Here is a 13,663-nt window from a genome sequence, read left to right on the forward strand (position 1 = left end):
TTATGTTGGGTATTTCAAAATCAGTATGTTAAACAAATTTTTTAACTAAAATTTATTTAGTGGACTGATTTTGAGTGAAAATAATTTCAATATTAATTAGTAGTAATTTTTTATAATAGATTTTATTATTTGTATGATTTTAAATATAAAATAATAAAAATCATGTATTTAATCGGTTAAATTATGCTTTTAAACGATATATTTTATAACTTTATTGTACAGAATAAGGTCCTCGTGTTATTCTTTATATTTAATCTTTTAATTTGTTTATTATGAAAAAAAATTACGCTTCTAAAAAGGTATTGCCAGCCTGTCTATTATTTTTCATGATAATAACGACAAGTATGTTTGCCCAAGTTGGGATTGGAACTGTTACGCCAGATGCGAGTTCAGTTTTAGATATAAGCTCTACTACCCAAGGGATGTTAGCGCCAAGGATGACAACTGCGCAAAGGACATCTATTGTTAGCCCTGCAAATGGTTTGATGGTTTATGATACGGATATCAAAGCGCTGCAATATTATGATTCTTCAGCCTCATTATGGAATAAAATATATGGAGATAAAGATGGGCGATTGAAGTTCAAGCGTATTAAATCTACGGATGTTTTAGCTACAGTTTTAGCTGCAGAAAAAACAGCAGGTGGAAGTACTAAATATCTGCTAGATGCAAATACGTTGTATGAAATTAATGGCATTATTAATGTTGATCTACCAATTGAATTGAATAATTCTTATATTGTTGGTATGGATGCTGGGGAAGATAAATTAGTTAAGGCGTCAGGCGATCTTTTTACAGGAACAACAGGAGGTTCCATTAAGATACTAACTTTGACAGCAACAAGCGGGAATGTTTTTAATGTTACTGGAACAGGATCAATCGCGGCTGGAACACAAACTCAAAGTTTAGTTTTGAGGGATTGTATTATTGCAAGTTCTTCTAATATAGGTAAGATAGAAAATTTCGCATTAGCTTTTGTAAGTATTGTTCAGTATTTAGGGAATACAACTGGGATTGTATATAAAGATATTAGTAAAGTCTTGCTTAGTAATGCCGCTTGGTTTGGAAATAATTCAGGAACCTATGAAACATTTCAAGGAACTTTTGGTTTAGTTGAAAAAACAGGAGGATTTAGTGAAGTTTATGGTGCGGTTGTTGGTCTTGATGTTTCCAGTAATCCAACAATTACAGGGGATGCAGTAGTAGAATCAGTTGTTTTTACGGGAACTCTTACAACTGGGCTATATATAAAAGGGTATACAACTGGTAGTTACACTGGTTATAACTTTGATAATAGATGGGCAATTAGATCTGCAGGAGTGCCAAATGAAGGAGATGCATTTGCTACGGGTTTTTTATATGATAGTAACAACACTTCTTCAACAAGAACTACCGCAACTGCTCAAAATACAGATTATAAAGTGAATACTAATGCAACAAGTGTTTCTAATTTATTTAGGGTTAAATCAGATGTTAGCGGAAGATTGACATATGTAGGTAAAAAAACGAGAACTTTTCAGGTAAATACCTCGATTTCATTTGCTGAAGTGACTAGTGGAACAAATGCGACCTATGTTTTTTATATCGCAAAAATTTCAACTAATGGTACTACTGTTGTACCTCTGCCAGAAACAGAGACTTATATTGATACCAATAGCGGTTATGTTCAATCTTTTCCTGTTACGGGAACAGTTGCTTTAAATTATAATGAGTCACTAGAAGTTCATGTGAAAAGACTAAATACAGGTACAAAAATAAATTTGGATGTGTATTCGTTGAATTTGTCTATAAAATAAAAACCAATGCGTATTTATAATTTTAAGACTTCACTTTTTAATTAAAAGTGAAGTCTTTTTTAATTCTAATAAAGCTCTAAAATCTAATTAAAAGTTAAATTTTCCTAGGCAAGCAAATCTTCATTTTTTCTTCATTTATCACTAGTACATTTGATCTATAAATAACAAATTATTAATATTAAATTTAGAAAAAATGAAAAAAGTATTGATGTTAGTTGCAATTATGTTAGGGACAAGTGTTATGGTAAATGCTAAAACAACTCCAGCAAAAACAGGTCCTGCCAAAGAAGTGAGAATGGAAAAACATTCAAAACACAAAAAAGCTAGAGCGGAGAAAAAAGCGGCTGTTATAGCAAAAGAAACGTCTAAAGCAAAAAAATAATCAACATTTTTGTTTTGCTTTCTGAGTAATGTAAAATGAATTGCCAAGATGGCAAAACAAAAGGGTTAATTGTTGAAAAAGCTGGTAAATAAATTTATCAGCTTTTTTTTATTACCAACTTTCAGTTAAATTTATAACTATTAAAACAGTTACATTTACATTATTTGTTACTTTAAATAGTTTTACTACACAAATCATTTATGAATATTCTTATCGTAGAAGACAATGCTGAATTAGCTATTGAGTTGAAAGATTTTCTTTCCACGAGTGGCTATGTTTGTAAAATTGCTAAAAACTGTGCCACAGCATTAGAGGAAATTAGCAGTAATGATTATGATATTATGTTATTGGATCTAGGATTGCCTGATGGAAGCGGATTTGAGATTTTAAAAACGGTTCGGAAAATACAATCTAAAATGGCAGTCATAATATTGACGGCTCGTGGCGAACTCGATGATAGAATTAATGGATTACAGCTTGGGGCAGACGATTATCTTACAAAACCTTTTGCTTTGACAGAATTAGGCGCGCGTTTATTTGCTATCATCAGACGCATACACGGTTTTGTTGTTAATGATTTAGAGATACATGACTTTAGTTTACAGCTTCAAGATTATAAAGTGCATTGTGATGGAATTCAAGTTAAACTCACAAAAAAAGAATTTGATATATTTCAATATTTAGTTTTAAATAAAAATCGAGTAATTACCAGATTACAATTAACAGAACATATTTGGGGTGACATCCTTGAGGTTAATTCTGATTCGAATTTTATTGATGTGCATGTACGGAATTTGCGTAAGAAACTAGAAAAGTATGCTCCTATTGAATGGTTTGAGACCGTAAGAAGTGTTGGTTACCGGATAAACGATTGATTTATGAAAATAAAACACCAATTAACAATCTTCAATGCGATAACCAGATTACTTGTAATTTTGGTTTTATGGATGATGTTACCTATTTTGGTTGAAAAAGTAGTTTACAAGCATATTAATAAAAGTTTATTAGAAAAAAAGCAAAAATTCATTGAACATTTAGATAAGAAAGAAATCAATGATTTCATTGTTAGAAATGACTCAATGGAAACCTACGCAAGCTTTTCTACATTACATAATGAATTTTTGCAATTATCCAGATTGCCAATAAATTCCGAAATAGATAAAACTGTTTTTATCAATGAACCTAGAATAATTGAGGAGGAAAAAGGTGACTACAGAATTTTACAATACCAATTCCTTTATGAAAAAATGCCTTATCAGCTTGAAATAGGCAATAGTCTGAGTGAAGTAGAGGAACTAACTTTTACGATTCGATTTTTTGTGTTAATCGTACTTGTTATTATTCTATTAGTTACTTTTTTGATAGATACTTTTTATATAGAATACCTATTGAAGCCTTTCTATAAAATTATCGATACTAAAATCCGTCGGGTAAATGAACCGGATACGTTTGATCATACCCCTATAAACTCTCATTCTGCAGATTTTCAGGAATTGGATATGGTTTTGAATCAAATGATGAATCGGATAAGTGAACTTTTTAAGAAAGAGAAACAATTTATTGCCAATGTTTCTCATGAACTTTTAACCCCAATTGCATTATTAAAAAACAAATTTGAAAACTTACTTCAGAATGATTCACTAAACGATAGTGCTATTGATAAAATTGCAAATTCTTTAAAAATATTAGATATGCTCAAGAAAGTAATCAATAATTTATTGCTTATTTCAAGAATTGAAAACCATCAATACGAGTCTAATGAAACCATAAATTTAGGAGAATTAATTACTGATTTATATCAAGATTTGAAAGATCGTATGGATGAAAAAAGATTGACTTTTACGATGAATCTTCAATATGATTTTCATTTTATTGGGAATAAAACTCTAATTCACATTCTTTTATATAATTTGATCGTAAATGCTATTAAATACAATAAAAAAAACGGAAACATTACCATTATAGATGGATTTTTAGATTCTAATTATTTTTTGTCAGTTTCTGATACTGGAATTGGAATGAATGAAAATCAAAAAGATCAGATATTCAATAGATTTTCTAGAATTGATGCTAATGAAGAAGGAAATGGTTTAGGCCTTGCTATTGCTGATAGTATTGCTCTTTTTCATCATATAAAAATAGAAGTTACTTCAAGAATTAATGAAGGGACAACATTTTGTTTGTGTTTTGCCAATAATGAAAAACATAATTAATAGTTAAAATTTATCTAAGTACTGAATCTTCATTAAATCTTCATTTAGCGGTAATACATTTGGTCTATAAATAAATCAAATTATTAATAATAAAATTCACAATCATGAAAAAAGTATTGATGTTAGCTGCAATGGTTTTAGGAACTACAGTAATGGTAAACGCTCAAACTGCTCCGGCAAAAACAACTCCTGCTAAAGAAGTTAAAGCTACTAAAAAAACAGAAAAAAAAGCTAAAAAAGTAGAAGCAGCTAAAGCCGAACCTGCAAAAGCTAAAAAATAATTAATTACTATTGTTTTGCTTTTTTAAATTGTTTAGATAGGTTATAAAAGGTAGTTGTTAAAGATTTTTTTAATTGAAGATGAGCTGATAAATTTATTTATCAGCTTTTTTTGTAAAAAAGGGATGCAATGATATATTTGATGCGATTTTAGTTAAATTTTGATTAATAAAAACTAAAAGTATTTTCTTAATTTGTTATTTTGTATAAAATATTATAAAATGATTCTTCGCATACTGTTATTGTGTTTTGTACTTCTTATTATTGAGCTTTATGCATTTCAAGCATTGCGAACCTTAATAAAGGTAAAGTGGGTTTTGGTGTGTTATCAGATTATTAGTTTTCTGCTATTAGTATTTATTATTTATTCATTCATGCAATTTGACCGTTCAGTAGGGCAGACCAAGCAAACAATGTTTACTATGGGTTTAGTGCTTCTAGTGTATGTTCCAAAAATGGTTTTAGCGCTCGTATTACTTGGAGAAGATATCTTTAGAATTGGAGCAGGATCAGTAAACTATTTTATTGAGAATAATGATAATGTGACTTTTTTAGCCTCTAGAAGAAAATTTGTAAGTCAGATTGGATTAGGGTTGGCTGCAGTTCCTTTTTTATCTTTAATATATGGTGTGACCGTTGGTAAGTACAATTATAAAGTAATCAAACAACGAATCTTTTTTCCAGATTTGCCTGATGCTTTTGATGGTTTTACGATTACTCAAATATCTGACGTTCATAGTGGCAGCTTTGATAATCCTGAAAAAATAAATTATGCAATAGATTTAGTAAATGAGCAAAATTCAGATATGATTTTGTTTACCGGAGATATTGTAAATACAGATGCCAAAGAAATGCATCCTTGGATAGAAACATTCAACCGAATAAAAAAACACGAGTATGGAAAATATTCAGTTTTAGGGAATCATGATTATGGCGAATATGTAACTTGGCCAACTGATGCGGCTAAAGAAAAAAATTTTCAAGACATAAAAAATCTATACGGGCAAATTGGTTTTAAATTAATGTTGAATGAGCATACTTTTATCAAAAAAGGGAATGATAAAATTGCACTGATTGGTGTGGAAAATTGGGGGCAAAATTTTAAGAAAGCGGGTGATATCAATAAAGCATCACAGTATGTAAATAAAGAAGATTTCAAAATTTTGATGAGTCATGATCCTTCACATTGGGACTACGAAGTGCAGCATCATGAGAAAAACTTCCATCTTACATTATCTGGACACACTCATGGAATGCAATTTGGGATTGAAATTCCAGGTTATTTCAAATGGAGTTTAGCGCAATATGTATACACTCAGTGGGCCGGTTTATATGAAAATTTAGGTCGATATGTCTATGTGAATAGAGGTTTTGGTTTTCATGCTTATCCGGGTAGAGTCGGAATAATGCCTGAAATCACTGTCATCGAACTAAAAAAAGGCAAGGATGTGGCTTAATTCGTTTAAAATGTTACATTTGTAGAATAATTATCTTTTTTTTAGTAGATTTAGGAAATTAAATTTTTGGTTTTATGTCAAAATTTGGAGAACTTATAAACGCACAAATTCCTGTGTTGATTGATTTTTATACGGATTGGAACGAATCTTCTGTTTCAATGCATCCTGTAATTAGAGATGTTGCTGCTGCTCTTGGTGATAAAGCAAAAGTGATTAAGATTGACGTTGATAAAAATCAAGAATTAGCCGAAGCACTTCGAATAAAAGGTCTTCCTACACTTATGATTTATAAAGAAGGTTTAATGATCTGGAGACAATCCGGAGAGTTAGATGCTAACACTATTATTAGTATTGTTCAGGAACAATTTTAATAATTACTTTTTTTATTCTATAATATCACAAATAAAATTATTTTTTTCTAGATAAGCTAAAGTCCTCGGAAGCACATATTCTAAGTTTTTAAATGCTTTAAGACTGTCATGGAATACAATTATACTTCCTGATTGTATATTGTATAAAACGTTTTCTAAACATTCTTCTTTAGATAAGTTTTGGTCAAAATCTGCGCTTAGGACATCCCACATTATTATCTTGTAGTCTAGTTTACGTATTTGTTTAGATTGTGCTGTTTTTATTTTGCCGTAAGGTGGGCGAAAAATTTTAGATCTTATTTTTTGTGCAGGGAATCGGCTAATTACTTCTTCACATTTTTTAAAATTCTCTATATAGATCTCGCTAGTAGTTTTCCACCCATTAAGATGATTGAATGTATGATTTCCAATTGAATGGCCTTCAGCGATTACTTTTTTGAATATTTCGGGATGTTTTTCAATGTTATCACCAATACAAAAAAAAGTCGCTTTTGCTTTGCTTTTTTTTAATTCTTCCAAAACCCATTCCGTGATTTCCGGAATAGGACCGTCGTCAAAGCTGAGATATATTTTCTTTTCATTGTTAGGTAGGTCCCACGTGTAATTTGCGAATAATTTTTTTATAATCCAATTCGTTTTTATCCAATGAAGTTTCATTTTCTTTTCTTTTAAAAGTAAAAAAAAATAGCGATATTTTTCAATATCGCTATAGTTTCTGATAGTCTTATTTTATTCTTTCTCGCGACCAAAACGTTCAAACATTTTGATATATGTGTTGAAAATTATTTTGTTTTTATTGTAAAAAGCGGAGTCACCACTTTCTTTCATCACATGAAGTAATCCTCTATAGCGCTCGATATCTGTTATGATGTCAATTGCAATACCAGTCTGATCTACAGGTTTTAAATGGATATAATAATTAAGGTTCTCTTTGTATTTCGTCATTAGTCTTTCAAGAAGATCCTGAGCTTTTGCTTTCTCTCCAATATTATAATATCCTTTTGCAAAAGGCTCTACTAACGAATAATAACCAAATTTGTCCAAAGGCATTTTTGTCATGGCTAAATCGATAATGTTTTTAGCCTTGTCATTCTTTCCTTCGGCGATTAATTGATTCATTAATCGGGCAAGATTCATTCGGTAAGTGATACTATTTCTTCTGGTTTCCGGGTCATGATATATAGTTGGACTTTCACTATTTCCCCAGTCCCATTGCATAACATTTGCATACATTTTGTCTGCATCAATTTGTCCCATTTCCATCTGGTTGTCATCTTTGTTTAGTTTAGTTCTTAAAGGAACTAACTTGTAAACCATTCCGTCTAATTGAAGATAATTCTTCATCCAGATGTAATCTTCGTCATCAAATGCGCCACCACTAAAATAAATTGGTCTTTTCCAATTGTTATTGGCTACAATATCAAGCATCATCAATCTGTTTTTGTATAGAGCATTTCCTTTGATGTCTATGTCTATATAAGGGACGATAGAATCGTTGTATTTTGCAGAAACCACCTTGTTGTTGATAATAGTGTTTTTGTCAATAGGAATTCGTATTTTATTTGTTGGATAAAAATGAATGGTTTGACCATTTTGCATTTCAACAGTAGATTTTGGATTTTTAATAAAATTGATAAAATCTTTTATTTCCCATCTGGTTTCCACTTTTGGGATATGTGCTACGTAATCCAGTTTGTCACCTACATATTCGTCGTGGACAAATGATATCGGCAAAGGGTCTGACTCGTATGTTTTAGTTTTCATTTGGTCAATATACCAATCGGTCATGAAAAGACTCGTGTTTACAATTTTTACATCGGTTCTCACTTTTTCTATTTCTTGAGCATACCAAAGCGGGAATGTATCATTATCGCCAATGGTAAATAATATCGCATCTTTATCGCATGAGTTTAAATATGCTTTTGCCATCGCAACTGCAGTGTATCTATTAGAGCGGTCATGATCGTCCCAGTTTTGAGATGCCATTAAGACTGGAGCTGTTAATAAGCAGGATGCTATAAGTACGGGGCCGGCTATTTTTGGGGCCAAATATTTCTGTGCACTTTCGTATAGCGCATAGACACCAAATCCTATCCAGATAGCAAAAACATAGAACGAACCTACTAATGCATAATCTCTTTCTCTAGGTTCAAAAGGTCTTTCGTTTAAGTAAATTTTCAGTGCTATTCCTGTAAATAGAAATAGAGCTAACAAGACGTAAAAACTCTTTAGGTCTTTATTCGCATGATACATTAAACCAATAAGTCCAAGTATAAAGGGTAAAAAGAAATAAACATTTCTTCCCTTATTGTTTAATACATCTGAAGGTAAATTATCTTGAGAACCTAAATGTAAATCATCAATAAATTTGATTCCGCTAATCCAATTTCCATCTAAATTGTCGTATTTTCCTTGAACATCGCTTTGGCGTCCTACAAAGTTCCACATCAAATATCTCCAGTACATGTAGCCAAATTGATATTCAAACATGAAGCTGAAATTGTCTGCCGTTGTTGGTTTTTCTATAATCAGGTAATCTCCGTAACTTTTTAAGAAAGAAACATAGCCGTCATTGTCAATTTGTTTTTGAGCATAAGCTTGTCTAAATTCGGCAACTGTTTTTTCGACTTCATTTTTCAACTGCGCAATGGCTTTGTTGTACTCTTCTTCTGTTAATTTACTAGGGTCAATTCCGTATTTTGCTAAATCATCTTCATAGGGATAATCAGGATTAATTTTAAATTGTGGCGGATTTGTGAAATTCATGTAATTCGCTACATGCTCCGAACTCCACATTCTGGGTAAAATAGTTTTTTGATTGTCGTCGCTATTTTGTTCGGCATTTTTGTAATTATTTGTGATAAGATATTTGCCCGTTTTATAATCTCTTTCATAGTTTGGAGCTTTGTCTAGGTAAGGATTTTTTTTATCTAGTCCAGCAAAAGTTTCTGTATACTGAGCTCCGTAAAACAAAGGGTTTACCCCATATTGTTCTCTATTGTAATACGCTAGAACTTCTGCTGCATCCGAAGGTTTGTTTTCGTTAATTACCGTATTGGCATTCGCTCTGATAGGTAACATCATCCAAGTAGAGAATCCTATCAAAATAAATAAAATGCATAATATGATGGTATTGTAAAATATGAACCCTTTTTGTTTGGTATATTTTAGGCCAAAATAAAAGAAAGCAATAAAAAGTAAGGCTACAAAAATAGTTCCTGAATCAAAAGGCATTCCCATGTCGTTTACCATAAAAACTTCGGTTTTTCCAAAAAAAGCCATTGTTAATGGTAGTAATAATTTGAATATAAAAAGCAATATTGCAATTACGACAACATTTGCAATAATAAAATTTTTGACGGTAACAACTTTATAATGCTTAAAAAAATAAAGAAAACCAATGGCTGGAATTGTTAATAAAGCCATGAAGTGTACTCCGAACGAAAGCCCAACAACTAATGAAATAATCAATAGCCACTTATTTCCTCTAGGAGTTTCCATATCTTGTTCCCAACGTAAACCTAACCAAAACAACAATGCGATGAATAAGGAAGCCATCGCATAAACTTCGGCTTCAACTGCATTAAACCAAAAACTATCGGAAAAAGTATAAGCTAATGCACCTACAAAAGCACTACCTAAAACAACAATGTCATTGTTTTTTTCATTTTCAGAAAATCTTGAAATTAGTTTTTTTAATAGCATCGTAGAGGACCAATACATGAAAAGTATGGTAAATGCGCTTGAAAAAACAGACACCATATTAACCATCAAAGCAATATGTTTGTCATCTGAAGCAAACATTGCAAAAAAGGCACCCATCATTTGAAATAAAGGGGCTCCGGGTGGATGTCCTACTTCTAATTTTGCAGCTGTGGCAATATATTCTCCACAATCCCAAAAACTCATTGTGGGTTCAACGGTAAGTGTATATGTTACTAATGCGATTCCAAATGTAAACCAACCTATAATCGTATTCCATTTATTGAAATTAAATGTTGCCATATTTCAGTGCTAAATTGTAGTTAAATTTTGAGATACAAAGAAAATGTTTTTTTATGTAATGATGCGAGCATTAACAAAAATTTCTAAAAAACAAATATTGGAAACTAATGGTTTGGTTTCTAGCGTTTTTGAAAAATCAACAGGCTATTTCTGTTCGCGGTGAAAATTTTTTTCAATAAAAAGCGATAAAAAATTTGTGCAAATTAAAATTTGTTCTAAATTTGCACTCGCTAAGCAATAGCAAAGCAATGCTGGTCTATGGTGTAATGGTAACACAACTGTTTTTGGTGCAGTCTTTCAAGGTTCGAGTCCTTGTAGACCAACGTAAAGCCTCTCAATTTTTGAGAGGCTTTTTTTATGGATTTTTTTGAAAAAATCTAATGTGATTTTTAGGGATTTAATTTAAAGTATTAAAAAGGGTTGAGAATTAAATCTTAAAAGTAATTACTGGTTTTGTGGTGTGGTTTATCAAGTCTTCACTGATGCTGCCGTTGAAAAAATGTGCTAGTCCAGTTCTGTCATGCGTACAAAGACCTATTAAATCCGCATTTACTGAATTTGATAAATTAAGAATGCCCTTTTCTATATTACTATCGTAAAAAATATGTAAGGAGTAGTTGTTGGTAGTAAAGTTGGTAATAAATTCTTTCATTATTTTTTCGGAAATTAAAGTGGTTTTGAAACTGTTAGGAGTGCAAATCATTACTAAAAATAGATTTGCATTGAAGATTTTAGTGAATTCTAGTATTTTTTTGAAAGGTTTTTTTATTTCTTGTGAAAAGTCAGAAGCGAAAACAAAGTTTCTAACTTCAAATTTGTCAATATCTTTTTTAATGGCTAAAAATAGGTATGTATGGACGGCAGACTACTTTCTCAGTCTTCAATCCTATGAGTATCTCTTCAATTCCTGATGAGTCATGAGACCTCATGATTATTAAATCAATTTTATTTTTTTTTGCTGAACGATAGTATGTCATTTGAGACCTCTTTCAAAATGTACTCTTTCACTGACTGAGATGCCGTTTAAAGAAGGTTGTTCCTTGATTTTTTGAAAGGTTTCATTTGCTTTTTTTATGAATAACAGTACTTCAGGAATGCTGCTTACGCCTGAAATAGTTTCGCCTATTTGACTTAGTAATTCTAGCATATGAAGTAGGAATATCTCATAATTATTTTTTTTGGCAATTTATGCGGCGGCTTTTAATGCGTATTCAGCGTGCTCTGAAAAATCGGTTGGTGCTAAAAATCGCTTCATAATCAATAAGTTTTAAGTCATGTAAAACTGGTATTTTATGCTGTATTAACTATAAGAAATATTTTAACAGCGGTCGTTTATTTTAATTAATAAAAAAAAACACTATATTTGCACCGTTATTTATTAAAATCTAGATAATGAGGGGACTAAATGTCCCCTCTTTTTATAAAAATATGACATTTAAAGAAAAAGTAAATTCGTTATTGACAGAATGTCTTTCAGAAAAGTCATCAAATTTTTTGATAGACCTTATTATCACTGATGCTTTTAAGGTTATTGTGAATTTGGATGGTGATAAAGGAGTCGCGCTTCAGGACTGTATCGATGTGAGTCGTTTTATAGATAATAACTTGGATCGTGAGGAGCAAGATTACTCTTTAGAAGTAGCTTCGGTAGGGGTTGGTTCGCCGCTGAAATTAGTAAGACAATACAAGAAAAATATAGGGCGCACATTAATTGTGAAGACTGGTACAGAAATAATTGAAGCAGAATTAGTGGAAGCTAATGATGATTTTGTAGTTTTGTCTTGGAAAGCTAGAGAACCTAAAAAAATAGGAAAAGGAAAAGAGACAGTTCAAAAAGAACTAAAACTGTCCTACGCCGATGTAAAAGAAGCAATCGTTACAGTAACATTTTAATTAAAGAATTCGCATGGAAAATTTAGCATTAATCGATTCATTCTCAGAGTTTAAAGATGATAAACTTATTGATCGTGTAACGCTTATGGCAATTTTAGAAGATGTATTTAGAAATGCATTGAAAAAAAAATACGGTTCAGATGATAATTTCGATATTATTATAAATCCTGATAAAGGAGATATGGAGATATGGCAAAGAAGAGTGATCGTTGCGGATGAAGATTTAGATTTTGACCACCTTGAAATTACTTTGACAGAGGCTAGAAAAATAGAACCTGATTTTGAAATTGGTGAAGAGGTTTCCGAAGAAGTGAAATTAATTGATTTGGGTAGAAGAGCTATTTTAGCTTTACGCCAAAATTTAATTTCAAAAATTCATGAACATGATAATACAAATCTTTATAAGCAATTTAAAGATTTAATAGGTGATATCTATACTGCTGAAGTGCACCATGTGCGTCCAAGAGTTGTGATTTTGGTCGATGATGAAGGAAATGAAATCATTTTGCCTAAAGAAAAACAAATACCTTCTGACTTTTTTCGTAAAGGAGATAATGTTAGAGGAATAATAGAAAGCGTTGAACTAAAAGGAAATAAACCTCAAATTATTATGTCTAGAACTTCTGAGAAGTTTTTAGAGAAATTATTTGAACAAGAAATTCCGGAAGTTTTTGACGGTTTAATTATGGTTAAAAAAGTGGTAAGAATTCCGGGTGAAAAAGCAAAAGTAGCCGTAGATTCTTATGATGACAGAATTGATCCTGTTGGAGCTTGTGTAGGTATGAAAGGTTCTCGTATTCACGGAATTGTTCGTGAATTAGGAAATGAAAATATTGACGTAATCAATTATACCAGTAATATTCAATTGTTTATAACTAGAGCGTTAAGTCCGGCTAAAGTTTCTTCTATCAAAATTAATGAAGACACAAAAAGAGCAGAAGTGTTCTTAAAGCTGGAGGAAGTTTCTAAAGCTATTGGTAGAGGTGGGCATAATATTAAATTAGCAGGGTTATTGACTGGTTATGAATTAGATGTTATTCGTGAGGGTGATATTGCTGGTTCAACTTCAGATGATGATGATGTTGAATTAACTGAGTTTTCAGATGAAATTGAAGACTGGGTTATCGAAGAATTTGCAAAAATTGGTTTAGATACTGCGAAAAGTATCTTGAAACAAGATGTAGAAGATTTAGTAAGAAGAACAGACCTGGAAGAGGAAACTATTCTGGATGTAATGAGAATATTGAAAGAAGAATTTGACAGTTAG

The 13,663-nt window shown here is 31.3% G+C and carries 13 protein-coding genes and 1 tRNA gene; 10 read left to right on the top strand and 4 right to left on the bottom strand.

Features of this window, described 5'->3' with window-relative positions; translation table 11 throughout:
* The first annotated feature begins 272 nt into the window (after positions 1–272).
* The 7 genes from T410_RS06590 to T410_RS06615 all read left to right on the top strand — a co-directional run bounded on the left by T410_RS06590 (position 273) and on the right by T410_RS06615 (position 6,498).
* The gene (locus tag T410_RS06590) at positions 273–1,796 is read left to right on the top strand and encodes a hypothetical protein (protein WP_035669728.1); all 1,524 of its coding nucleotides are present in this window, start codon (positions 273–275) and stop codon (positions 1,794–1,796) included.
* A 193-nt stretch (positions 1,797–1,989) separates the two neighbouring features.
* A complete protein-coding gene (locus T410_RS06595; protein WP_035669731.1) occupies positions 1,990–2,178 on the top strand; it encodes a hypothetical protein in 189 nt (62 codons plus the stop codon).
* Between the two features lie 200 nt (positions 2,179–2,378).
* The gene (locus T410_RS06600; protein ID WP_035669734.1) at positions 2,379–3,053 is read left to right on the top strand and encodes a response regulator transcription factor; all 675 of its coding nucleotides are present in this window, start codon (positions 2,379–2,381) and stop codon (positions 3,051–3,053) included.
* Between the two features lie 3 nt (positions 3,054–3,056).
* Complete coding sequence (locus T410_RS06605) at positions 3,057–4,391, top strand: HAMP domain-containing sensor histidine kinase (protein ID WP_238567349.1); 1,335 nt, start codon at positions 3,057–3,059, stop codon at positions 4,389–4,391.
* Between the two features lie 104 nt (positions 4,392–4,495).
* Positions 4,496–4,672: a hypothetical protein gene (locus T410_RS17035; RefSeq protein ID WP_193743729.1), complete on the top strand. Its 177-nt coding sequence runs from the start codon at positions 4,496–4,498 to the stop codon at positions 4,670–4,672.
* A 219-nt stretch (positions 4,673–4,891) separates the two neighbouring features.
* Complete coding sequence (locus T410_RS06610) at positions 4,892–6,127, top strand: metallophosphoesterase (protein ID WP_035669737.1); 1,236 nt, start codon at positions 4,892–4,894, stop codon at positions 6,125–6,127.
* 74 nt (positions 6,128–6,201) lie between these two features.
* On the top strand, positions 6,202–6,498 hold the full coding sequence (locus tag T410_RS06615; protein WP_035669740.1) for a co-chaperone YbbN: 297 nt from the start codon (positions 6,202–6,204) through the stop codon (positions 6,496–6,498).
* A gap of 12 nt (positions 6,499–6,510) precedes the next feature.
* Here the strand turns inward: T410_RS06615 and T410_RS06620 are convergent, their stop codons facing one another.
* Together T410_RS06620 and T410_RS06625 are read right to left on the bottom strand one after the other, a co-directional pair.
* Positions 6,511–7,155 (bottom strand): polysaccharide deacetylase family protein, encoded by a 645-nt coding sequence (locus tag T410_RS06620; RefSeq protein WP_035669743.1) that lies wholly within the window; start codon positions 7,153–7,155, stop codon positions 6,511–6,513.
* A gap of 72 nt (positions 7,156–7,227) precedes the next feature.
* On the bottom strand, positions 7,228–10,503 hold the full coding sequence (locus T410_RS06625; protein WP_035669745.1) for a DUF2723 domain-containing protein: 3,276 nt from the start codon (positions 10,501–10,503) through the stop codon (positions 7,228–7,230).
* A gap of 252 nt (positions 10,504–10,755) precedes the next feature.
* Here T410_RS06625 and T410_RS06630 point away from each other — a divergent pair.
* Positions 10,756–10,826 (top strand) — tRNA-Gln (locus T410_RS06630).
* A 104-nt stretch (positions 10,827–10,930) separates the two neighbouring features.
* Here the strand turns inward: T410_RS06630 and T410_RS17325 are convergent.
* Together T410_RS17325 and T410_RS17330 are read right to left on the bottom strand one after the other, a co-directional pair.
* Positions 10,931–11,155 carry a universal stress protein gene (locus T410_RS17325; protein WP_369793015.1) on the bottom strand — a complete coding sequence of 75 codons (225 nt, stop codon included), beginning with the start codon at positions 11,153–11,155 and terminating at the stop codon, positions 10,931–10,933.
* 321 nt (positions 11,156–11,476) lie between these two features.
* Positions 11,477–11,650 carry a hypothetical protein gene (locus T410_RS17330; RefSeq protein ID WP_369793016.1) on the bottom strand — a complete coding sequence of 58 codons (174 nt, stop codon included), beginning with the start codon at positions 11,648–11,650 and terminating at the stop codon, positions 11,477–11,479.
* Positions 11,651–11,931: 281 nt separating this feature from the next.
* On the opposite strand from T410_RS17330, the gene rimP reads away from it, so the two are divergent.
* A complete protein-coding gene (gene rimP / locus T410_RS06640; RefSeq protein WP_035674199.1) occupies positions 11,932–12,396 on the top strand; it encodes a ribosome assembly cofactor RimP in 465 nt (154 codons plus the stop codon).
* Positions 12,397–12,409: 13 nt separating this feature from the next.
* Positions 12,410–13,663 (top strand): transcription termination factor NusA, encoded by a 1,254-nt coding sequence (nusA, locus tag T410_RS06645; RefSeq protein ID WP_035669747.1) that lies wholly within the window; start codon positions 12,410–12,412, stop codon positions 13,661–13,663.

It is taken from the genome of Flavobacterium sp. 83, assembly GCF_000744835.1.
Classification (GTDB): Bacteria; Bacteroidota; Bacteroidia; order Flavobacteriales; family Flavobacteriaceae; genus Flavobacterium.

Bases quoted from the DNA above. Each gene is read 5' to 3' on its own strand.
- T410_RS06590 (WP_035669728.1), top strand. From the start codon at position 273: ATGAAAAAAAATTACGCTTCTAAAAAGGTATTGCCAGCCTGTCTATTA.
- T410_RS06595 (WP_035669731.1), top strand. From the start codon at position 1,990: ATGAAAAAAGTATTGATGTTAGTTGCAATTATGTTAGGGACAAGTGTT.
- T410_RS06600 (WP_035669734.1), top strand. From the start codon at position 2,379: ATGAATATTCTTATCGTAGAAGACAATGCTGAATTAGCTATTGAGTTG.
- T410_RS06605 (WP_238567349.1), top strand. From the start codon at position 3,057: ATGAAAATAAAACACCAATTAACAATCTTCAATGCGATAACCAGATTA.
- T410_RS17035 (WP_193743729.1), top strand. From the start codon at position 4,496: ATGAAAAAAGTATTGATGTTAGCTGCAATGGTTTTAGGAACTACAGTA.
- T410_RS06610 (WP_035669737.1), top strand. From the start codon at position 4,892: ATGATTCTTCGCATACTGTTATTGTGTTTTGTACTTCTTATTATTGAG.
- T410_RS06615 (WP_035669740.1), top strand. From the start codon at position 6,202: ATGTCAAAATTTGGAGAACTTATAAACGCACAAATTCCTGTGTTGATT.
- T410_RS06620 (WP_035669743.1), bottom strand. From the start codon at position 7,155: ATGAAACTTCATTGGATAAAAACGAATTGGATTATAAAAAAATTATTC.
- T410_RS06625 (WP_035669745.1), bottom strand. From the start codon at position 10,503: ATGGCAACATTTAATTTCAATAAATGGAATACGATTATAGGTTGGTTT.
- T410_RS17325 (WP_369793015.1), bottom strand. From the start codon at position 11,155: ATGAAAGAATTTATTACCAACTTTACTACCAACAACTACTCCTTACAT.
- T410_RS17330 (WP_369793016.1), bottom strand. From the start codon at position 11,650: ATGCTAGAATTACTAAGTCAAATAGGCGAAACTATTTCAGGCGTAAGC.
- rimP (WP_035674199.1), top strand. From the start codon at position 11,932: ATGACATTTAAAGAAAAAGTAAATTCGTTATTGACAGAATGTCTTTCA.
- nusA (WP_035669747.1), top strand. From the start codon at position 12,410: ATGGAAAATTTAGCATTAATCGATTCATTCTCAGAGTTTAAAGATGAT.